The sequence below is a fragment of the Clostridium sp. BIOML-A1 genome (genome assembly GCF_009874105.1).
Classification (GTDB): Bacteria; Bacillota; Clostridia; order Lachnospirales; family Lachnospiraceae; genus Coprococcus.
In genome coordinates, this window is the sequence record NZ_WWTL01000004.1 from 38,976 (window position 1) to 60,969 (window position 21,994).

Consider the following 21,994-nt stretch of genomic DNA (forward strand, 5'->3'; position numbering starts at 1 on the left):
CCTATCGTATAAAACAATTTCATTTACTGCTTCTGATTCTCAATATTTTTAATGATCACCTTGGTTTCACCAACACCGATTCCAAGCTGATTTGCAATCTCCATGATCCCAAATCCCTGCTTGTAAAGCTCTGCCACCTCTTCATCGATATTCTTCTCATCATCCCAGATCTCTTCCGGCGCAGGAGCTTCTTTCTTTGCCTCCTGTACACGATTCTGATTTCTGTTTGTTCTGCTCTTCTTGCGGTTCTTCTTTCTTGAGCGGTTGCCTCCTGCAGGCTGTTCTGGCTTCTGTACAGGCTCGGTTCCGGTTGCTTCTGCGACTGTCGTTTCTTCTGCGGTCTCGGTTGTCTCTGACTCAACAGCAGATTCTTCTGCTTTCTTAAAAGCAACAACATTGGATTTCTCCTCTGCCGCTTCTTCCTCGGCTTCCTCAGCAACAGCTTCTTCTGCAACAGCTTCCTCTACTTCTTCCTTTGGTTCCTCCGCATCATCTTCTGCCGCGTTCTCTTCAACATCCTGTTCCGGTACAGTCTCGGTTATATCACCATTTGCAACCGCATCTCCGGAAATAACTGTCTCCGTCTCGCTTGCCTCTAATGCTCCGAGAGAATTCTCATCCGGCTCTTCTTCGATATCTTCCGGCTTCTCATTTTTCTCAGGATGTTCTGTCTCCGTTTTTTCTTCAGAAACCGTTTTCTCTATCTGTTTCTCTTTTTCTCTTGCAATCTCTTCTTCGGTTTCTTTTACTTCCATTTCAAGGAGTTCTTCATAAGTGACCGTTTCAGGCTTCTCTTCTGCATCAGGATTGTATTCTTCATAGGCTTCCGCAAGGCTCTGATTGATATAATCGATCATTTCTTTCTTTGCCTTTTCAGACAACTTGGATGCCCATTTTTCAAGCTGTTCCTTCAGTTCCTTTTCTGTCTTCTTGCGGACATCTTCGCTGTATTCGTCTAATGATGTCTTGCTCTGCTCAAGAAGGGAATCACATAATTCCGTAATCTTTCGTTTTAACTCTTCTGAGCTTTCATTATATATCTCATCTTCCTCTTTAAAATCATGACTATCCAGAATAAAAAAGCTTACACCTACAACTGCTACGCCAACTAATAATGTTATGATTGGTAATATCATTTCTTTACTCTCCTTTGCAAAATTTTATACGGCTTTTAATTCGTCAAATACAACATCATTCAGAACCTTAATGTAAGTTCCCTTCATGCCCGAGGATCTTGCTTCAATAACACCCGCACTCTCAAACTTTCGAAGTGCATTTACGATTACGGAACGGGTAATTCCGACCCGGTCTGCGACCTTACTTGCAACAAGAATTCCTTCTTTTCCATCCAGTTCCGAAAAAATGTGCTTGATCGCCTGTAATTCTGAAAATGATAAAGTACTGATTGCCGAACGCACGATTGCGATCTTACGATCTTCTTCTGCATTTTCTTCATTTAAAGCCCGCATCATCTCAAGTCCTACAACCGTTGTTCCGTATTCCCCGAGAATAATATCATCAATATCATACTGTGCATCCAGCTTATACAGAAATAACGTTCCAAGCCGTTCTCCTGCTATATCGATTGGAAGTAGAAGTCCCTGATATTTCTCTATGTTATCACTGTCAAATCCGAGCGTAGTCAGATTTACATTTTCCTTTGTTGACAATACAAGGAGAAGTCTCTCATTCAGCATACTGTCGATCAGCAGACCGACCTTATCCTCGATCAGTTCATGGATCTCAGGTATATCTTCACGGTTCTTAATTCCCAGAACCTTACCTTTTTTACTGATAACCAGTACATTTGATTTTAAAATATCACTTAAAACATCACAAATATCATTAAAAACAACCTTATGCGAGTTGTTATTGTGCAATAATTTGTTAATTTTTCGTGTTTTATCTAATAATTGAACACTCATTTCTGTTCCTCCGTATGTAAAATACAAAAAAGTTGTTTTTGCATAAAAAATCTACACTATTTGACATTCTATCACAATGGTCATGAGATAACAATAGCCTTTCCTGTCAAACGAGAGATTTAATATTTAAAAACAACTTTTTTTATATGGCAGGCCGGACAACTTCATCCGATCACTTATGCCTATTTTCCCTTTTCGGTATTATCTCTGGAATATCCACAGTTTTCTGCTGAACAAAGTAACTTATTACCCTTTTCAACCATATAACTGCCACATACCGGACATTTTTCCCTTGATGGTTTCGCCCATGACATAAAATCACATTCAGGAGCATTGATACATCCATAGTATCTTCTGCCCTTTCTGGTCTTCTTTATTACTATGTCACCACCACATTTCGGACAAGGAACTCCTGTCTTTTCAAAGAACGGCTTCGTAAATTTACAATCAGGGAAGCCCGGACATGCAAGGAATTTACCGTGTGGACCATACTTAACGACCATATTGCGTCCGCACTCGTCACATACCTCATCCGTTACTTCATCCTCAATCTTAATGGACTGCAACTCACTCTCGGCTTTCTTAACCGCCGCATCGAGATCTGGATAGAAGTTTCTTACTACAACTTTCCATTCGATAGCACCCTCACCGATCTTATCGAGAAGGGACTCCAGATTCGCTGTAAAATTCACGTCGATAATAACCGGAAATGCCTGTTCCATAATCTGATTAACGGCTTCTCCCAGTTCTGTTACGTATAATTTCTTATTCTCTTTTGTGATATAACGACGATTCAATATCGTTGAGATCGTCGGTGCATAAGTACTTGGTCTTCCAATGCCAAGCTCCTCTAAGGTTCTTACCAGAAGTGCTTCTGTATATCTTGCCGGTGGCTGTGTAAAATGCTGCTTCTCGTCAAAATCTTCTAATTTTAACAGATCTCCTTCATTCAGATCCTTAATGCCGGCAATATGCTCACTCTTCTCATTGTCCACATTATAAACCGTTGTAAATCCTGCAAATGCAATCTTTGATACTGAGGTCTGGAACCGATAGCCTGCTACTTCTGCCTTTACGGTCTTAATGCTGTATACTGCCTCTGCCATCTGGCTTGCAAGGAAGCGGTTATAGATCAGCTGATACAGACGGAACTGTTCTCTGCTTAACTGATCCTTGATAGCTGCCGGTGACAGTGTGATATCCGTCGGACGGATTGCTTCATGCGCGTCCTGGATCTTTTTACCCGGTTTGTCTGCCCGAGGTATTCCCGCTGTATAATCTTCTCCAAAATTCTTTATGATATAATCTTTGGCTGCTGCTGCCGCTTCATCTGATATTCTGGTAGAATCCGTTCTCAGATAAGAGATCAGACCGATGGAACCTCTGCCCTTGATCTCCACACCTTCATATAACTGTTGTGCGATACGCATCGTTTTGGATGTCGCAAAGTTCAACTTGGAGGAAGCTTCCTGCTGCAACGTACTGGTTGTAAATGGAAGTGGCGCTTTCTTATGACGCTCACTGTCCTTGATCGATGCGATCTTAAAAGACTGCTTTCCGATCGTTTCTATGATATGATCCAGTTCCGCTCTGGAAGATATTTCTTCCTTATCGCTCCCATTTCCCATGTATTTGAATTCAATGCTTTTCTTGGCCTTTTCCGGTGCCAGCATAGCAGAAAGTGTCCAGTATTCCTTTGGAATAAATTCATTGATCTCTTTTTCTCTGTCACAGATCAGCTTTAATGCTACAGACTGTACACGTCCGGCACTTAAACCTCTCTTAATCTTTGCCCAGAGAAGCGGACTGATCTTATAACCAACCAGTCTGTCCAATACACGTCTCGCTTGCTGTGCATCCACAAGTGCCATATCGATATCGCGTGCCTGCTTAATTGAATTCTTTACTGCATTTTTCGTAATTTCATTGAAGGTAATTCGCTTGTACTTCTTATCATCCAGTTTCAGTGCTTTTGATAAATGATAGGAGATTGCTTCTCCCTCACGGTCGGGGTCAGTTGCGAGGTACACTTTGTCAGCTTTCTTTACTTCTTTTCGAAGCTGTGCAAGTATATCTCCTTTTCCTCTGATCGTTATATATTTCGGTTCAAAATCATTATCAACATCAATGCCCATCTGGCTTTTAGGCAGATCACGCACATGACCATTCGACGCAATCACTTCATAATTACTGCCCAAAAACTTTTTAATCGTCTTGGCTTTCGCCGGAGACTCTACAATAACAAGATATTTAGCCATGTACTCTTTCCTTTCCTGTTCGTTTAAACGACACAAACTATACACCATTTTTTCCTGCCATGCAAGTGAATATTTTATTACCTTCTTTATCAAAATGCATCAAGCTTCCTGTTCTAAAAAAAAACAGCAGTAAAATAATAACGCATCGGCTGCCTGATATATCCCTTTTTCTCCATGTCAAACAGAGTGCTCAGAACAAGTGCCGGAGGCTGATCAACCCGCGAACAGATGTCTTCTATATATACAACATCCCTACCCAAACAGGCAAAGATCTCCTGCTCCGGTAAATCAAGCTGTTCCCTGCATACCATGTCTTTCTTTTGTGCAATTTCTTCTTTTTTACAGAGTCCCAGTTCGTCTATTATATCCGCTGCATCTGTTACAAGCATTGCCCCCTGCCGAATCAGTTGATTACAGCCTTCACTGTTCCTGTCTCCGATTCGTCCAGGAACCGCATATACTTCCCGTCCCTGTTCAAGTGCCTGATCTGCCGTTATCAGTGAACCGCTTTTCTTCTGCGCTTCCACAACCAGAACCCCTTTTGCCAAGCCACTGATGATCCTGTTTCTAAGTGGGAACCGCCATTTTGCCGGTTCCACATCCAGCCCATATTCCGACAAGATCACACCGCTTCTTTCAATGCGTTCATACAAATCATAATTCTCTCTCGGATAACAGATATTGATCCCGCATCCAAGTACCGCAATGGTAAATCCATTTTCTATTTCTACCGCCGCCCGCTGCGCCGTTCCATCAATACCGGCAGCCAACCCGCTGATGATATTGGTCTGATATGACGCAAGCTTAGAAACAAATGACCTCGCGATCTCCTTTCCATATGCGGAAGCCTTTCTGGCTCCTACAACAGCAATCCCCGGACGATTTAATGCAAGCTCTTCCACCCTGCCTCTGGCATATAACAGCCTTGGGCAATCCGGAATGTTAAGTAATTCTTCCGGAAAATAAGGGTGTCCGGGATATATATATGTAATATTTCTCTCTTTTAGTCTGTTTTTATATGCTATTATCTTCTTCTCATCCCGAAGTTCCAAAATCTTGCTTCCCTGTATCTCTGTCAAAGCTCCCTGAACCTCCCGGTCAGGTGCTTCCCACAGCTCCTGCAGCCCGCCAAAATACGCAAGGATCTTTCCCATGGTCATATTCGTTATATCAGGGAACATCCCAAGCCATAAATGGAGTAAGTCAAGATCCATATCCGAAAGCCCCCTTTCCGTAAGATCTGTTTCTTCCCGTCTCACCATCCTCAAGAAGATTCTGATATCGGAAAAACAAGGCCTCTTTCAGATGTATCTCCCTGATCTCGGGACTTCCATCAAGATCCGCGATAGTTCTCGCTATCTTAAGCACTCTGTTATATCCTCTCGCCGACAGATCTGTCTCCTCAAATACATCACGGATCATCGCCTCTTCCGCCGATCCCAACTTGATATACTTCTGTGTGCGTCTGCCGTCTAACTGTGAATTAAAATGAAAGCTCTCTGATCTATAGCGTTCCCTTTGTATCTTCTGTGCAGCCAGCACACGCTTTCGAATTTGTGCTGATGTCTCTGCTTTTTTCGTTCCGAGAAGGTCTTCGTAAGCAACTTTTTGTACGTTTACATTGATATCGATTCGATCTAATAACGGTCTGCTGATCTTTGCATTATATTGCCGGATCTGTCTGTACGAACAGGTGCATTTATTCAGATCCGGATACATACCACAGGGACATGGATTTCTGGCTGCTACCAGCATAAAGCCCGCAGGATATACATATTTGCCATGAATCCTTGCAATCGTAACCTCCCGATCCTCTAACGGCTGCCGCATAACCTCGAGAGCATTCCGGTTAAATTCCGGCAATTCATCCAAGAACAACACCCCATTATGACTGAGACTGATCTCACCCGGTTTTGGGATCGTTCCACCCCCGGCAAGAGCAATGGCCGATACCGTATGATGCGGAGAACGAAATGGGCGTCCGGTAATGATCGACTGATTCTTTTTCAAAAGACCTGCCACACTGTAAATCTTTGTTATCTCGATACTTTCCTCAAACGAAAGTCCGGGAAGAATGGTCGGCAGACATTTGGCGATCATGGATTTCCCTGAACCGGCAGGGCCTGTCATCAGTATATTATGCATACCGGCAGCCGCAATCTCCATTCCTCGTTTTAATATCTCCTGCCCTTTAATATCCGCAAAATCTCCTGTCTCATCATTTTCTTCCTGATCAAGCAGGGCTTCAACATCCACATACGCCGGTTCGATCGCAATCCTGTCATTCAGATATGCTTCCGCTTCACATAGAGTATGAATCGGTATAACCTCCATATTGCGGATCAATGCTGCTTCTTCAGCATTATCGGCAGGAACCAGACAGCGTGTGATACCTTGTTTTACTGCATGATGAACAACCGGGAGTATTCCTGACACAGCATTTACTCTGCCGTCAAGCCCCAGTTCGCCTAAGATTAAAATATTTTCTGTTCTTTCAGACGGAATAATCCCCATAGATACCATAATTCCTATGGCAATGGGAAGATCATAGGCAGTTCCTTCCTTACGGATATCTGCCGGTGATAGATTGATCGTAATCCTTTTAGGAGGTATCTGAAAGCCGGAATTCTTAAGGGCTGTTCTCACTCGTTCTCCGGCCTCTTTTACGCACGCAGACAAAAAGCCTACCATATTAAACATTGGTAAACCATCATTAATGTCTGTTTCTACCTGGATCAGAAGTCCTTCTACGCCAAGGACTCCACCACTTGTTACTTTACTGTACATCTGCATCTGCTCCTTTCGACATCCCTGCCGTCTCTCCACGGGAGCAAGTCAGACCTGAATATAAAAAGCTGCCTGACGGCAGCTTTTTATACGCCTGCATTTATACTACTTGTATCTACTCAAAAAGTCAAATGCATTTTATTCTTTTTACTTTATTCCTTTAACTGAAGTATACAACCTCTTCTTCCGGCGGACCGGTCAGCACAACCTTCTCTGCATAGAGAACCGGACCATCTCCCTCAAAATCAGGATAGTATTCTTTCTTGATCGTTGCTGTTACATCTACCCACTGTCTGTCAACCAGATTCTTAGAGCCATCGTAATAGCATTTGAAGCCTACAAATGTAATATCCTCTACACAGCAGGTCATCGCAAAACGTCCCGGTACAAATGCATTCTTACCATACTGTTTCGGCTTGAATACCATGCCACGGAAGTGGATCTTCTTACCGACATAACGATCCGGCTGATCGGAGGCATCCACATACCAGATACCGAAATCCTCATCGTTCAGCTCGATCACGTCAGCCTTTACATCATATGGCAGATCTTCTTCGTCATTCACATCCGGTGCGATCGAACCATCCTTCATCTCAAAGATGATCTGTGCCCGTCTGTTGACTGCCTTGATCCCTCTGCGCCATTCTGCACGCTTGGAATTCTCATCACAACGGTTAAATACTACCATATCCGCACTGTTAACCTGATCCATCATAGTTGCTTTCATATTCTGCTGATATACATCATATGTCTCAGCATTTACAAAGGATAATACCTGGACAACGGTCCATCCCTTCGGCACACGGATATCAAAGATCTTATCCAGCTTCCACATACCATTGTATTCGATCATAACCTGCTCCGGCTGATATTTGTCCTGCAGATCTAACAGGTGCTCTGTGTTCAACTGATCTTCTTCTATGAATTCCAGAAAAATATTTTTCTTTTTCAGATCTTTCTCGTCATATTCTTCTTCACCGTCTTCGCATACAAGAAGCAGGGTCTTTGCGCCTCCGGTGAATTCCCGGTCTAATAATGTCTCCTTCACAAATGTAGTTTTACCACTATCAAGGAAGCCCATAAATACATAAACCGGAATCTCTGTTTCCTGTTGTCTTGCCATCATTTTCTCCTATACCTCAAACAGCTCTGCAAGCTTGTCTTCTGCCAGTTTGCTTCCGATCACACATAACTTACCTGTGATATCCGGATTTCCCTTACGGATCTCATACTCACCCGGTACAAGATCAAAGTATAACCAGTCTGTACCATCACTTGGAACGATACCCTTTGCACGAAGGATAATACCATATTCCTCTGTGTTAGCAAGCTCATCCAGAGTCTCTTTTAACTTATCTTCATTAAACTTATGTGGAGTTTCCTTACCCCAGCTTGTAAATACCTCATCTGCATGGTGGTGATGGTGATGATCGTGATCATGACAGCCACAACTACATTCGTCGTCATGGTCGTGATGATGATGTTCATGATCATGATCGCCACAGCCACATTCATCGTCATGGTCGTGATGATGATGTTCATGATCATGGTCATGACAGCCACAACCACATTCGTCATCATGGTCGTGATGATGGTGATGCTCATGCTCATCTTCATCCTCAAATAAAGCGTCCTTAACGGATTTATGATTCTGCATAGCTTCTTTGATCTTAGAACCATCAATATCATCCCATGGAGTTGTGATGATCGTAGCTTCTGCATTGTGCTCGCGAATCATGGCAACTGCCTTCTCGATCTTATCCTGAGAAGCTGTCTGTGTTCTGCTCAATACGATCGTATTTGCACTCTCGATCTGATTATTGAAGAATTCACCAAAGTTCTTCATGTAAATCTTGCATTTGGATACATCTGCAACTGTTGTATAGCTGTCAAGCTGTACTTCAACTTCTTCTGCAACATCCTTTACAGCCTTGATAACATCTGAAAGCTTACCAACACCGGATGGCTCGATAATGATTCTGTCCGGTGCATATTCTGTAATAACCTTCTTTAAAGCCGTACCAAAATCTCCAACTAAGGAGCAGCAGATACAACCGGAATTCATCTCAGTGATCTGTACACCGGCATCCTTTAAGAATCCGCCATCAATACCGATCTCGCCAAATTCATTCTCAATCAGCACAAGCTTCTCGCCCTTAAAACCTTCTTCGATCAGCTTCTTGATCAGAGTTGTTTTTCCGGCACCTAAGAAACCGGAAATAATATCAATCTTTGTCATTTCTAAATCACTCCTAATCTATTATATCTACGGATAATTGTGTGATATTTTTAGCTTATTCGAGTTTAATGACTTACCAATACAGAGGCATTTGAGGTCGCCGGTCCTTAGATGGCGCATATAAGCGGCATCTTAGTACCGCTGCAGACCTAACTGAGACCTTACCGAGGTTTATCCGAGGTTAGTTCGAAGTTACACAGCGGGAAAACGAGCGAAAGCGTCCTCTGATTGGTAATGTCTATTGAACTCGAATATAGTAAAACTATAACACAATTATCTAGTTTTCATATCACAACCGATTATTATACTCGATTATCTGTTTTTTTGCAAGAATCGAGGTTGACATCCAGTTTATTGTATGGAATAACGATGCCGTTTTCATCAAATGCTTTCTTGATATTCCATCTGGCTGCCCAGACGGAATCCCAGTACCGGTCGATCTTCGCATAGAACCGAACACATATCATAATGCTGCTGTCGGCAAATTCATCAATGAAGAAATCCACAGCTTCGTCCGCCAGATATCCCGGAACTGTCTTTACCGCATCCAGTACCACACGCTTTACCTTGTCCAGATCTTCTTCGTAACCGACACCTATCTTGATCTCTGCCCGTCTCTTATCATGTAAAGTAACATTCACAAGTGATGTATTCGATATATTTCCGTTTGGTATGACTACGGAACGATTATCGATCGTCTTAAGCTTTGTATAGAATATATCGATCGATACAACCTCACCTTCACATTTGGTATTATTCTCGATGATATAGTCGCCTACATGAAATGGTTTCAATATCAGGATCAGCACACCACCGGCAAGATTGGACAGGCTGCCCTGCAACGCAAGACCGATCGTCACACCCGCCGTTCCAAGCAATGTGACAAATGAAGTAACCTGAAAACCGACAATGGATGCCGCTGTTATCAATATTATAAAATTCATCAGAATACGGATGGCAGACAGTAAAAATCCTGCGACACTGACATCCATATTGGAACGGTCAAAGGTTCTCTTTATCAGCTTGATGATCCATTTCACAACCCGAAATCCGATCACCATAAAGATAACCGCCACTACCAGGCTTCCAACCTTTGACATGCACCAATCCAGCAGATCTGTCATATACTGTCTGAGCAATCCAGCTTTTTGTTCTGCATCCTGTACGATCTCCGATGCCGTTTCTGATGTTGACTCTGTAGTATCTGCCAGCTTCTCCGTCAATGCTATACCTATCACTTAATTATTTCACCTTCTTCAATACTGTGATTGAAAGTGCCGGGAGAACAATCTCGATATTTCCGTCCTTCGTCACCTTCTGCTGTTTGTTGTTATTCCCCTCTCCACCATACTTTGCAGCATCACTGGAGAAGATCTCTTTATAAGTTCCCGGAGCTCCGGTCTGTAATACATAGTTCTTCTGATCTGAAGTTCCAAAGTTCGCAACTACATAACAGACAGAACCCTTACTGTCTGTTCTTGTGAAGCATACGGTATGTGGCTCCTGCTCTCCTGCAAATACAAATGGAAGCTTGTCCGCTTCATAAAATGCCGGCTCTGTAAGATATAAGGCATTCAGATCCTTTACATACTTCTGAAGATATTTATTTGCTTCAAACTCCAGAACACTCCAATCAATAACATGATAGCCATCAAAGCCGCCAAACATTCCAAGCTCCTGTCCCATAAACATCAGTTTTTTACCCGGGAGGAACATATTCAAGCCATAAAATGTACGAAGATCCGCATATTTGTCTTCATAGCCGCCCGGCATCTTCTCTATGAAGCTGCCCTGACCATATGCCACCTGATCATGTGATAATGCGTTCACTTCTTCATCTTCTGAAATAAATCCGGTCACAGCGGATACATAGTCTACAAAATTCTCCCTGCGATCCGGTGCAGTCTTCATATACTCCGTAAGCTTTGCAACCCCTGTGGTATTCCATGTAAGATCTACCATAACATCTGCATATCTGTCTCCTGTCACCTTACGGAAGGAGCGGATCAACTCTTTATTATCCAGACGGATACCATCCAGATGATACATCTCCAACCAGTAAGTCATGCAATCAATATCCATGACCGGTACCATATCAAGGATCACACCGATGCCTTTTGCATGAAGATAATCAACCATTTCCATAAAATCCACAGGTGTTCCAAATCTGGATGTCGGCGCATAGATACCCGTCGTATCATATCCCCATGTATCATCCTCCGCATATTCCATGATCGGCATAAGCTCTATATAATTATATTTCATACTCTTTGCATAGGCCGCAATCTCTTTTGCAAATGTCCGGTAAGAAAGCTGTTCTCCATCTTTACCGGTCTTAAATGTCTGCATATGAACCTCATAAATATTCACAGGTTCCATGCTGATATCCTTCTTCTTTCGGTCAGCCATATATGCTGCATCCGTCCAGTCATAGGTTAGCTCTGTAAATAAGGACGCATTACCCGGAACCGGTTCAAATGCCGTTGCATATGGATCTGAGAAAATGTCTGTTGCACCATTTTCATATAATACTTCAAATTTGTATCTGGTCCGGTCAATATCATAAGGAATAAAGAGCTCAAATAAATCCGTATAGTCAATCTTCCGCATCGGATTCACTCTGCCGTCCCAGTTATTGAAATCACCAACCACACTGGCTCTGACACAGCCCGGAACCTGAATACAGAACGCCACGCCCTCTGTGCCATCAAAGTTCATCTTTCTTGCACCAAATAACTCTTTGATACGGAAGCCTGATTCAATGTCATCCTCTCCGTTTACCACCTGCATTACTTTTTCAAGATCCGCAGAATAAGAAAAGCTATACGCATCCTTTATCATGATCGCTTCATCTGCTTCTTCTCCGTCTGCATCCCATACCTTCCGAACAATCTTCAACTGATATGCAAACGGCTTTTTATTCTCAAGCTTTACAGTAAAAAATCCATCGGCGTATTCCACGTGCATCGGATATTCTGTCTGATTTTTTTCATCCACTACATAAACCTCTGCCGCATCCGGCAGAAATGCATTTACGTATACATCAGCCAAACAGACATGCATCCCCAGTATATGATGTGGATCACCATGTCTCGCCCCCGTAATCGCCATAACCTCATCCTGATTCAGAACGAAAATCTCTGTGTTCTTTGTCATAACCCATTCTCCTCTTGTGTACTCTGTTTATACTATCTTGTGGATAAAGATTCCGCTTCGAAGCTTTGGTTCAAACCATGTTGACTTCGGTGGCATCAGTTTGCCTGCATCTGCGATATCGAATAACTCCGTGATCGATGTCGGATACATGGAAAATGCTACCTTCTTTCCGCCGTCTACCAATCGTTCCAGCTCGGACAGTCCGCGAATACCACCGACAAACTGAATCCGTTTGTCCGTTCTCGGATCGCCGATTCCAAGCATCGGTGCCAGAACATTTTCCTGAAGCACAGATACATCCAGACAACCGACGACATCCTCCGGAACCGCGCCGTCCTTCACTGTTAATTTATACCAGCTGCCATCCATATACATGCCAAAGCTGCCCTTCTTCTCCGGTGATACAGCTTCGCTGCAGGCTTCTATTTCAAATTTATCTTCAAGCTTCTTTAAAAATTCTTCATCCGTCATGCCGTTCAGATCATTTACAACACGATTATACGGAAGGATCATCAACTGATCATGCGGGAACAGAACCGACAGGAAATAATTGAATTCTTCCTCTCCGGTATAATCCGGATGCTTCTCTCTCATATGCAGTCCTGCTTTTACAGCGGAAGCAGAACGATGATGTCCGTCTGCTATGTAGATCTCATTGATACCGGCAAACGCATTCTGAATTGTCCGAATATCATTTGCATCATTAATGATCCATACATTATGTGTAATACCATCAGGGGAAGTAAAGCCATACAGCTTCTCTCCTGCCTTTACCCGGTCAATGATCTGATTTACGATATCAATCGAACGATAGGCAAGGAAGATCGGTCCGGTCTGCGCACCGCAGGCTTCTACATGGCGGATACGATCCTGTTCTTTGTCTTCTCTGGTGTTCTCATGTTTCTTGATCACGTTATTCATATAGTCATCAATCGATGCACAGGCAACTAAACCTGTCTGATGACGTCCGTCCATAATCAATTCATATATGTAGTAAACCGGCTTTTCTTCTTCGATATAAGTGCCATCCTCCATCATCTCATGCAGAAGATCCCCAGCCTTCTTATATACTTCCGGTGCATAGGTATCTACACTGTCATCAAATGATGTCTCTGCGCGATCTACCTTTAAGAATGACATCGGCTCCCGACGCACTTCCTCGCAGGCTTCTTTTCTGTTATATACATCATATGGCAATGCTGCCACTCTGTCGCAGATATCCGGTCTTGGTCTGAATGCTTTAAAGCTTCTGATAACCGCCATGTCCTGTTCCTCCTGATTTCTGTTTATCTGTCTTCAATATGAATTTTATACAAATGTAATCAATCTGAAGATCTCGTAATCAACTGCTCTTCTATATAAATATTGCAACAGAAAACATCGCTGATTCCTGTTGCAATACTCAAAATCCCTATCAACCTCTGATTGCCTTAACAACCTTTTCTATAGACGCTTTAAACTCTTCATCGGAAGAATTCTCAAATATAAAGAGTTCTTTGATATTTGTCGGTGGATTGAAGTTCTGGCTGTTGATATACTCATCCCAGTGCTCCAGCTTCCATGTATCTCTGTCTGATGCACGCTTGATCATTCTTTCGTGACAGACATCTTTTCTGGTATTTACCCAGATTACAAAGAGCTCTGCACCTTTTTCTGCAAGCTTTGCGCGGAGATTGTCAAGATATTCATCATCTCTGATCTCATCCGTGAATGGTGCATTTATAAGAACTGTATCATTGTATTCCAGTGCTTCAAATGCAAGATCCAGTACACAATAATATTCGTAGTCGCGGATATTCTTCTGGAAGAAATCGGATGAACGGTTATATTCCTCACCAGCTACTACAAAGATCTGCTTTGAAAGAACAATTAATGTGTCCTTATCAAGATATACACAATTAGGCAGTGCCTTTGCCACCTGTTTGGAAATAAATGTCTTTCCACAGGCTGGTGGTGATGTAACTAAAATTAATTTCTTCATGTGTGTGCCTCCATTTTCTCATTATCTCAATCCTGTTTGATTTTAGCACAATTGTATGATGGTAGCAAGAATTATATTGCTATTCTTGTCTTTTCTGCTAAAATAAATTGTAACAATACATATAATCAAGGAAATAATTATGATTAAAGCTTCAGATAAAAAAAATGTTATTGCAGTTGTTCTTACAAACATTTCTACAATTTTAGTTAATGTATTAACCTGCCTTTTTCTTCCAAAAATAATGAATATAGATGATTATTCCCTTTATCGTACATTTTTACTGTATTCATCTTATTCTGGGCTGTTATCTTTTGGATTAATTCATGGAATTTACATCAAATATGGTAGTCTGAATTTTGATGCCTTACCTGAGGAACATTTCCGATATTACAATCGTTTACTCATTATAATTACAATTTTATCCTATATATTTTTGTCTGCCATTTTATTTATATCAAAAAGTCACTTATCATATAAACAATATATTACATTTGTATTTATAGCATTCAATATTCCTATAATCAATATTAGATGCTATTTTTCTAGTATAAATCAATTTACAAAAAATTTTACCAAAGATGCGGTATTATTAATATCGCACTATTGTCTGACTCTTTTAATGATAATATCAATGGCTGTTTTCTCTAAAACAACATATATTTATACTTTAATTATATCAACAGCCATTATTATGTTTAGTTCAACTCTTTCGTTATGTCAAAATCGCACCTTAGTATTTGGCAAATACACAATACCTTCAAAAGCAAATATATTTGTTCTTTTAAAAAAAGGAATAGCATTTATGGTATCCGAGCATATCGGACTACTAATACTAAACGTTGATTGTGTCTTCGTTAATATTTTTTATTCAAGTACAGATTTTGCAATGTACTCTTTTTCTGCTACACTAATTTCCGGCATATATATGATCGTTTCTATAATATCAAATTTAATTTATCCGTATCTTTCCCGTATCGACTCAAAAAAGTATTTAAAATATTATAATATATCCAGTAATATTCTGTGTATAGTAACTATTCTTCTTTTATCATCTTTTTATATTATGAAAATGTTTATTGAACATTTTCTGCCTTTATATAAAAATTGTATCTCTATACTTTCTATATTATATTGTACAATTATTTTCCGATCATTGCTTTTATTGGTAAGTTGCAACTTCTTTAAAGTATTAAAATGCAGCAGGGCATATACAACAATCAATTCTATTGCACTCCTTTTATGTTCCTGCCTTGATTTATTTATATGTTTATCCTCATCCCATATAACCTATATTGCATTTTCCAGTTTATGTACATTTATAATTTGGTATGTAATTTCCGAAACTGTATTATGCTACAAACTGAAAAATTCTATTAAATATACCTGGAAACGTTATTTATTTATCATCCTTTCTATAGTCATCTTCCTATTTTATTTAAAATTTAAACCTATGTTTGCATTTATACTATATGTTTTATCAATAGCCCTCATTATTTTTATTTTATATAGAAAAATGTTAATACAAATATTAAATAAAACGAATACACACATATAGCATTCTCTTTTCAAATATGTTAAATTTATGTTATTCGTTTATCATAGGAGGATTACATGAAAAAGTTTTTTAACTCTAACAAAACAGTATATATCATATTATGTTTAGTTATTCTTGCTGGAATTTGTAGATTTAGTTATGGTTTTTTTGTAGAAAAACAGGGAACGCATTCTGACGAAGAATGGAGTTTTGGACTTGCAAATAGTTATTATGAACCATATATATATTCATCTGATGATGATAATTATGATAAAAACTGTAATGAATGGCTTTCCGGTGAAGTGCTTAAAAATTATTTAACTGTTCAGAAAGGAGAACGTTTTTCATTTGGTTCTGTATATTATAATATGGCTTGTGATATGCACCCACCTCTTTACTTCTTTGCATTACACTTTTTATCATCTTTTTTTGTTGACCAATACATTCCCGCATTAGGCTTTATTATTAATATTGTGTGCTATATTATTATGTCTATATTTCTTTATAGGCTTTTATTAATCATGTCCAAATCCAGATATGTTGGAATATTAGGTGTTATTTTTAACACATTTAATGTCGGAACTTTGTCTATGGTGATATTTATCCGTATGTATACTATGGTTACAATGTTTGCCGTTATTCTCGCTTATTATAACGCCAAATTATACTATGATACCGCTTCCAGAAAAAAAATCTCAACTTATATCAAGTTAGCAATATTTACGTGTCTGGGAGCCTTAACACATCATTTCTTCCTTCCATATGCATTTATGCTTACTGCCATTATGTGTATATGTTGGATGGTTAAAAAGGAATGGCATGTCTTGGCTAAATATGCAGGATTCATGATCCTTGGAGTTGCTCTTTCTATTGCTATCTTCCCCGCTACACTTGATCATATGCTCGGAGTTCAGACATTCAAATTCCGTGATGAGGGAAAATATACTACATCCACTGCTCAAGCTTTTACTAATAATAATGACGCATCAGATCTTGTAGATGATACTGACACATCCTATAAGGCATTTACAACTGATGATATTGAAAATTATGACCAGATTATTTTTAAATACTACTTTTTCACCTGTATATATATGGTTTTTGTAGATATATTTGGATTTTCCATCGTCTCTCCATACAGTAAAGGTATTATGCTCTATTTTCCTGTAGTTTTATTAGTATTAATCATTTTATTCTTTTCTTTTAGTTTTCTATTTAGAAAAGAAACGTTTTTCATAAAACTGAAGAAACGTTTCAAAACCTTTCTGAAAGAAAAAACAATCGTTTCTCTGTTTAAAAAAATTAATTGGTTTGTACTATCAATTATAATTACATTTATATTTATTGTTGTTATCTGCAGTTATCGCGTTGATATATCATTAATGTCCAATTTCACTACACGTTATCTTTTTATTGTTTATCCTATAATAAGCATTTTATTTGTTTACATTACTTTTTCATTATTTAACAAACTATTTCACAACGCAAAAATATACATGACCTTATTTTCAATTGTTATAGTTTTAAGTTTATCAATAGATATCATACTTGCTACAAAACAATGTTCTTATTTCTTTCCAACAACTAAAAATATCGACTATATTGAAAATCTGTCAACAAACTCAAATATAATAATTGTTTCTCCAAGTCGTTGGCATATGACAATATACGCACCATTAATATATAAATGTGATAGTTTTATATATATGTCCAATTCATCTTTTTTTGATCAGTCAAATTTATTGTCGTCAATTGATCAGACGAAAAAAACATACTTATTTATTGATACTACACAATTCCTTGATAGTTCTGAAGATGCAAATGACAGTGCTAGTTATTCTGATATGTCTACATACAATTACAATGAAGTTAATACACGTTCAATCATACTTAATAAACGCTTGCATAACTTAAACTTAGGAAACAAAAAACTTCTCTATCTCGATAGTTATCTAAATTATTTGTCTAAAGATAATAATATTAAATACTTAAATCTTATTACCGATGCAGTTGACTTCGGTGCAGAATTTAACGTATATGAAATAACCTTTGAAAAGGAGTAATACATTATGCAAAGATTACCATATAAACTAGCTCAAAACGATTTGGAATTTATTTTATGTGAATTATCCGGCCGATTAAAAAAGAAAAAAATAATCAATTACCTAGCCAGACAAGATAACCCTGACTACATGAAAATAGCTAAATATTTAAACGATAATAAAGTAAATGTATTTCCATATAAATTTACAGAGCAATACAAATCTTCTGATATTTCTATCAAAAAAGATAAGACAAGTAATTTATATTTTACAAATTATCATAATTTTGATATTTATTTAAAACCTGCATTTACAAATAAATACCGTGCTGCACGCTACTTTAAAAATATACTACTTGAACAGGATAAACATTCACCACACAGATATACAACAGAAGAATTTCATCCTCAAAAAGATAGTGTAATTTTAGATATTGGTGGTGCTGAAGGTTTTTTCCCTATTGATTATATCGACGCTGTAAAGAAAGTATACATTTTTGAATGTTCTAATGAATGGATTCAGGCACTGAAAAAAACATACAAAAACTACAAAGACAAAGTTGTCATAATTAAAAAATTTGTTTCATCCTATTCTGATGATACACACATTTCCCTTGATGATTTTATAAAAGAAAAACATCTTGAAAATGATAATTTATTCATTAAAATCGACGCCGAAGGAAGCGAACCAGACATTATCAAAGGCGGATCATTTCTTTTCTCTTCTAAACAATCAATTCAACTTGCACTATGCGTCTATCACTGTGCATGGCATGAAAAATATTTTAGGAAACTATTTCATAACTGGAATATCTGCTCATCGAATGGTTATATGCTATACTATTACGATTTTTACTTCTCAGAACCATATGTCCGTACAGGTGTCCTAAGGATATGGAATTAATATATACAAAAACACTAAGGTTTTAATCTAATAAAGCCTTAGTGTTTTTTATTTATTGTCTTTATTTTAGCTTTTTCTCCTCAACAATATATCTCGGTCTTTTCTTCGTTTCAAGATATATTTTTCCTACATACTCCCCAACTATTCCAATGCACATAATCTGCATACCTCCAAACAGACAAACTAATACAATAATGGTCGTCCATCCTAATACGGTATGCCCAATTAAATGGCCTATTATAACATAAATCAAAAATATTACACTAATGAATGCTGTTATAAATCCAAGGGCTGTAATCATTCTTATAGGTTTAACACTCGTTGATGTTATGCCATCTATTGCAAAAAAGATCATTTTCTTTAAAGGATATTTGCTCTCCCCTGCATATCTCTTACCTCTGTCATATTCCACAACAGAACTTTCAAAGCCAATCAATGGTACAAGTCCACGTAAAAATAAATTTACTTCTTTATATTGCTCCAGTTCCTCTACTGCCCTCTTGCTCATCAAGCGATAATCAGCATGATTATAAACTAATTCAACTCCCATCATACGCATCAATTTATAAAAAGCTATCGCTGTCGTCCGTTTAAAAAACGTATCAGTCTTTCTGGATTTTCTAACTCCATAAACTATCTGAGAACCATTATAATATTCATCTACAAATTTATCAATAACATCTATATCATCCTGCAAATCTGCATCCATTGATATAATCATGTCCGCATGCTCTTTTGCCTCGAACAGACCTGCTAACAATGCATTCTGATGTCCTCTGTTTCTGGATAGCGTTAATCCGGTAACAAATTCATTTTCGTTATACAATCGCTCAATAATAGCCCATGTATTATCTTTAGAACCATCATTTACATATAAAATGCGGCTTTTTTCCGATATGCGCTCTGTCATAATTAAATTTTTCAATTTTTCTGTTAATCTTTTTGTTGTTTCATCAATAACTGCTTCCTCGTTATAGCAAGGTACAACAATATATAATGTATCTCTCATACTTTTTTATGTTCACTTTCATAGATTTTATATGATAATTTCCAATTATACTTACTCTTATCTTTCTGCTAATCATACGTCCTATACGCCAACCGGTAGAACACCATGATCACCTTCACAACCCATTTCGGCCAGAATTTCTCGAACATGCTCTGGTCTTCTATCTCGCGATTGTGATTCTCTATAAAATCTTTACTGGTGGCGCCATCATGGACGCGGTAATGTCCCAGTACCATATCCATATATAAGAACCTTCCCGGCTGGCATGCCAGCTTGTAGAAGGTATCCCAGTCGAGATTAAACCCATATTCCGATGTAAACACAGTATCACCAAGTCGTTTCTTGTTATATGTAACAAGCGGACATACGATTGAATTACCCAGACAGAGAGTTAATTTCTTCCGCCAGATTTTATTCGCCTTTCTACGATTCTTTACAGGAAAACGAAGAAGCCTTCGGATTTTACTGTTTACATCCCGCTTGCTACTGTCCCCATGCTTGATCGGTGTATAATCAGTATAGTATATGCTCCAATCATCATATGTCTTTATACATTTTAAGAAAGCGCGGACATACTCCGGTTCATACACATCATCCTGATGAGCAACAGTTACATAATCTGTCTTTGCATGATTATATGCATAATTCCAGTCTGCCTGTATTCCCTGTCCCGCTTCTTCGTTTACATATACAGGAATATGATATTTCTCACCAATATTTCTGATATGTTCATTAGGCGTTGATGTATAGATTTCGATATTTGATCTTACAGTCTGTGCTACCAATGACCGGATACATTCTTCCAGATATGGTGACTCTTTATAAGCACAGACAACAAATGTGTGATTCGTCGAATGTCGCATTACTATATACTATTTATGGAACACTATATGATCTCTAAGTCAATTAATGATCCATTCCTTTCTTTTAACTCATTTATCATTTTAATGCAAACAGGCATGGAATACAACTAAAACGTCATATTCCATGCCTATTCTATTTCTTTATATGATACATATCTGCATCTCTGTTATTCGCTAACAGTTACTTATGCGATATCTTCCATCATATATTTATTTCTTTGTGATATATCCCTGTGCCTTCAACAGCTCTGCGCAAAGAACAGCACCACCTGCTGCACCTCTGACTGTATTATGGGATAAACCAACAAACTTCCAGTCATATACAGTGTCTTCACGAAGACGGCCAACGCTGATTCCCATACCGTGTTCAAAGTCAACATCCATTGATACCTGTGGACGATTGTCTTCTTCCAGATACTGGATGAACTGCTTTGGTGCGCTCGGAAGCTCAAGTTCCTGAGGAACGCCCTTATAGGATACCAGCTTTTCGATCAACTGTTCCTTTGTAGGATTCTTCTTGAACTTAACAAATACAGCTGCTGTGTGTCCGTTTAATACAGGGACACGGATACACTGACATGTGATAACCGGTGTTGTTGCAGGAACGATCACACCATCCTCGATCTTACCCCAGATACGAAGTGGTTCCTTCTCTGACTTTTCTTCTTCTCCACCGATATATGGAATGATATTTCCAACCATTTCCGGCCAGTCCTTAAATGTCTTACCTGCACCTGAAATTGCCTGATATGTGGTAGCAACTACCTCATATGGTTCAAACTCTTTCCATGCTGTAAGAACCGGCGCATAAGACTGGATGGAGCAGTTTGGTTTTACTGCTACAAAGCCTCTGGTTGTTCCAAGTCTCTTCTTCTGGAAATCAATGACCTTCATATGCTCCGGATTGATCTCAGGTACTACCATAGGAACATCCGGTGTCCAGCGGTGTGCTGAGTTGTTGGATACTACAGGAGTCTCTGTCTTTGCATATGCTTCTTCGATCGCCTTGATCTCTTCCTTTGACATATCAACTGCACTGAATACGAAATCTACAGTTGCAGCAACCTGTTCTACTTCATTTACATTATGAACGATGAGCTTCTTAACGCCCTCCGGCATCGGAGTATCCATCTTCCATCTGTCGCCAACTGCCTCTTCATATGTCTTTCCGGCACTTCTTGGGCTTGCAGCCACTGTTACAACCTCAAACCATGGATGATTCTCTAATAATGCTATAAATCTCTGTCCTACCATACCGGTAGCACCAAGAATACCGACTTTCAGTTTATCACTCATT

The 21,994-nt window shown here is 39.0% G+C and carries 16 protein-coding genes; 2 read left to right on the top strand and 14 right to left on the bottom strand.

All coding sequences use genetic code 11. The features are described from left to right. Nucleotides 1-23: 23 nt before the first annotated feature. The 11 genes from GT641_RS04055 to GT641_RS04105 all read right to left on the bottom strand — a co-directional run bounded on the left by GT641_RS04055 (nt 24) and on the right by GT641_RS04105 (nt 14,346). Nucleotides 24-1,136, bottom strand: a complete 1,113-nt coding sequence (locus GT641_RS04055; RefSeq protein ID WP_161116886.1) for a hypothetical protein — start codon at nt 1,134-1,136, stop codon at nt 24-26. Between the two features lie 24 nt (nt 1,137-1,160). Further along, a complete protein-coding gene (codY, locus tag GT641_RS04060; RefSeq protein WP_008402891.1) occupies nt 1,161-1,925 on the bottom strand; it encodes a GTP-sensing pleiotropic transcriptional regulator CodY in 765 nt (254 codons plus the stop codon). Nucleotides 1,926-2,107: 182 nt separating this feature from the next. Continuing rightward, nucleotides 2,108-4,183: a type I DNA topoisomerase gene (gene topA, locus GT641_RS04065; RefSeq protein ID WP_044946190.1), complete on the bottom strand. Its 2,076-nt coding sequence runs from the start codon at nt 4,181-4,183 to the stop codon at nt 2,108-2,110. 113 nt (nt 4,184-4,296) lie between these two features. After that, nucleotides 4,297-5,397, bottom strand: coding sequence for a DNA-processing protein DprA (gene dprA / locus GT641_RS04070; RefSeq protein WP_161116887.1), 1,101 nt, complete (start codon nt 5,395-5,397; stop codon nt 4,297-4,299). Further along, nucleotides 5,387-6,970, bottom strand: coding sequence for a YifB family Mg chelatase-like AAA ATPase (locus GT641_RS04075; protein ID WP_243143689.1), 1,584 nt, complete (start codon nt 6,968-6,970; stop codon nt 5,387-5,389). Before GT641_RS04075 ends, dprA begins: the two co-directional genes overlap by 11 nt. A 160-nt stretch (nt 6,971-7,130) precedes the next feature. Next, nucleotides 7,131-8,093 (bottom strand): GTP-binding protein, encoded by a 963-nt coding sequence (locus GT641_RS04080; RefSeq protein ID WP_243104384.1) that lies wholly within the window; start codon nt 8,091-8,093, stop codon nt 7,131-7,133. Between the two features lie 9 nt (nt 8,094-8,102). Then, nucleotides 8,103-9,209 (bottom strand): GTP-binding protein, encoded by a 1,107-nt coding sequence (locus GT641_RS04085; RefSeq protein WP_119962684.1) that lies wholly within the window; start codon nt 9,207-9,209, stop codon nt 8,103-8,105. A gap of 302 nt (nt 9,210-9,511) precedes the next feature. After that, a complete protein-coding gene (locus GT641_RS04090) occupies nt 9,512-10,447 on the bottom strand; it encodes a mechanosensitive ion channel family protein (RefSeq protein WP_161116889.1) in 936 nt (311 codons plus the stop codon). Nucleotides 10,448-10,451: 4 nt separating this feature from the next. Next, nucleotides 10,452-12,365 carry an alpha amylase C-terminal domain-containing protein gene (locus GT641_RS04095; protein WP_119962686.1) on the bottom strand — a complete coding sequence of 638 codons (1,914 nt, stop codon included), beginning with the start codon at nt 12,363-12,365 and terminating at the stop codon, nt 10,452-10,454. Between the two features lie 27 nt (nt 12,366-12,392). Next, nucleotides 12,393-13,628: a DUF1015 family protein gene (locus GT641_RS04100; RefSeq protein ID WP_161116890.1), complete on the bottom strand. Its 1,236-nt coding sequence runs from the start codon at nt 13,626-13,628 to the stop codon at nt 12,393-12,395. A 151-nt stretch (nt 13,629-13,779) separates the two neighbouring features. Next, nucleotides 13,780-14,346, bottom strand: a complete 567-nt coding sequence (locus tag GT641_RS04105) for an AAA family ATPase (protein WP_008402902.1) — start codon at nt 14,344-14,346, stop codon at nt 13,780-13,782. Between the two features lie 1,611 nt (nt 14,347-15,957). On the opposite strand from GT641_RS04105, the gene GT641_RS04110 reads away from it, so the two are divergent. Next, nucleotides 15,958-17,943, top strand: coding sequence for a hypothetical protein (locus GT641_RS04110; protein WP_161116891.1), 1,986 nt, complete (start codon nt 15,958-15,960; stop codon nt 17,941-17,943). A gap of 6 nt (nt 17,944-17,949) precedes the next feature. Further along, nucleotides 17,950-18,825 carry an FkbM family methyltransferase gene (locus tag GT641_RS04115; protein ID WP_161116892.1) on the top strand — a complete coding sequence of 292 codons (876 nt, stop codon included), beginning with the start codon at nt 17,950-17,952 and terminating at the stop codon, nt 18,823-18,825. A 61-nt stretch (nt 18,826-18,886) separates the two neighbouring features. Here the strand turns inward: GT641_RS04115 and GT641_RS04120 are convergent, their stop codons facing one another. From GT641_RS04120 to asd, 3 genes are all read right to left on the bottom strand, one after another. Continuing rightward, on the bottom strand, nt 18,887-19,834 hold the full coding sequence (locus tag GT641_RS04120; RefSeq protein WP_161116893.1) for a glycosyltransferase family 2 protein: 948 nt from the start codon (nt 19,832-19,834) through the stop codon (nt 18,887-18,889). A gap of 68 nt (nt 19,835-19,902) precedes the next feature. Then, entirely contained in the window at nt 19,903-20,697 is a 795-nt protein-coding gene (locus GT641_RS04125) for a glycosyltransferase family A protein (protein WP_008402907.1), read from the bottom strand. A 210-nt stretch (nt 20,698-20,907) separates the two neighbouring features. Next, a complete protein-coding gene (gene asd, locus GT641_RS04130) occupies nt 20,908-21,993 on the bottom strand; it encodes an aspartate-semialdehyde dehydrogenase (RefSeq protein WP_008402908.1) in 1,086 nt (361 codons plus the stop codon). Between the last annotated feature and the right edge of the window lies 1 nt (nt 21,994).

Excerpts from the sequence above, each read along its gene's own strand:
- GT641_RS04055 (WP_161116886.1), bottom strand. The coding sequence starts at position 1,136 with ATGATATTACCAATCATAACATTATTAGTTGGCGTAGCAGTTGTAGGT.
- codY (WP_008402891.1), bottom strand. The coding sequence starts at position 1,925 with ATGAGTGTTCAATTATTAGATAAAACACGAAAAATTAACAAATTATTG.
- topA (WP_044946190.1), bottom strand. The coding sequence starts at position 4,183 with ATGGCTAAATATCTTGTTATTGTAGAGTCTCCGGCGAAAGCCAAGACG.
- dprA (WP_161116887.1), bottom strand. The coding sequence starts at position 5,397 with ATGGATCTTGACTTACTCCATTTATGGCTTGGGATGTTCCCTGATATA.
- GT641_RS04075 (WP_243143689.1), bottom strand. The coding sequence starts at position 6,970 with ATGTACAGTAAAGTAACAAGTGGTGGAGTCCTTGGCGTAGAAGGACTT.
- GT641_RS04080 (WP_243104384.1), bottom strand. The coding sequence starts at position 8,093 with ATGGCAAGACAACAGGAAACAGAGATTCCGGTTTATGTATTTATGGGC.
- GT641_RS04085 (WP_119962684.1), bottom strand. The coding sequence starts at position 9,209 with ATGACAAAGATTGATATTATTTCCGGTTTCTTAGGTGCCGGAAAAACA.
- GT641_RS04095 (WP_119962686.1), bottom strand. The coding sequence starts at position 12,365 with ATGACAAAGAACACAGAGATTTTCGTTCTGAATCAGGATGAGGTTATG.
- GT641_RS04100 (WP_161116890.1), bottom strand. The coding sequence starts at position 13,628 with ATGGCGGTTATCAGAAGCTTTAAAGCATTCAGACCAAGACCGGATATC.
- GT641_RS04105 (WP_008402902.1), bottom strand. The coding sequence starts at position 14,346 with ATGAAGAAATTAATTTTAGTTACATCACCACCAGCCTGTGGAAAGACA.
- GT641_RS04110 (WP_161116891.1), top strand. The coding sequence starts at position 15,958 with ATGAAAAAGTTTTTTAACTCTAACAAAACAGTATATATCATATTATGT.
- GT641_RS04115 (WP_161116892.1), top strand. The coding sequence starts at position 17,950 with ATGCAAAGATTACCATATAAACTAGCTCAAAACGATTTGGAATTTATT.
- GT641_RS04120 (WP_161116893.1), bottom strand. The coding sequence starts at position 19,834 with ATGAGAGATACATTATATATTGTTGTACCTTGCTATAACGAGGAAGCA.
- GT641_RS04125 (WP_008402907.1), bottom strand. The coding sequence starts at position 20,697 with ATGCGACATTCGACGAATCACACATTTGTTGTCTGTGCTTATAAAGAG.
- asd (WP_008402908.1), bottom strand. The coding sequence starts at position 21,993 with ATGAGTGATAAACTGAAAGTCGGTATTCTTGGTGCTACCGGTATGGTA.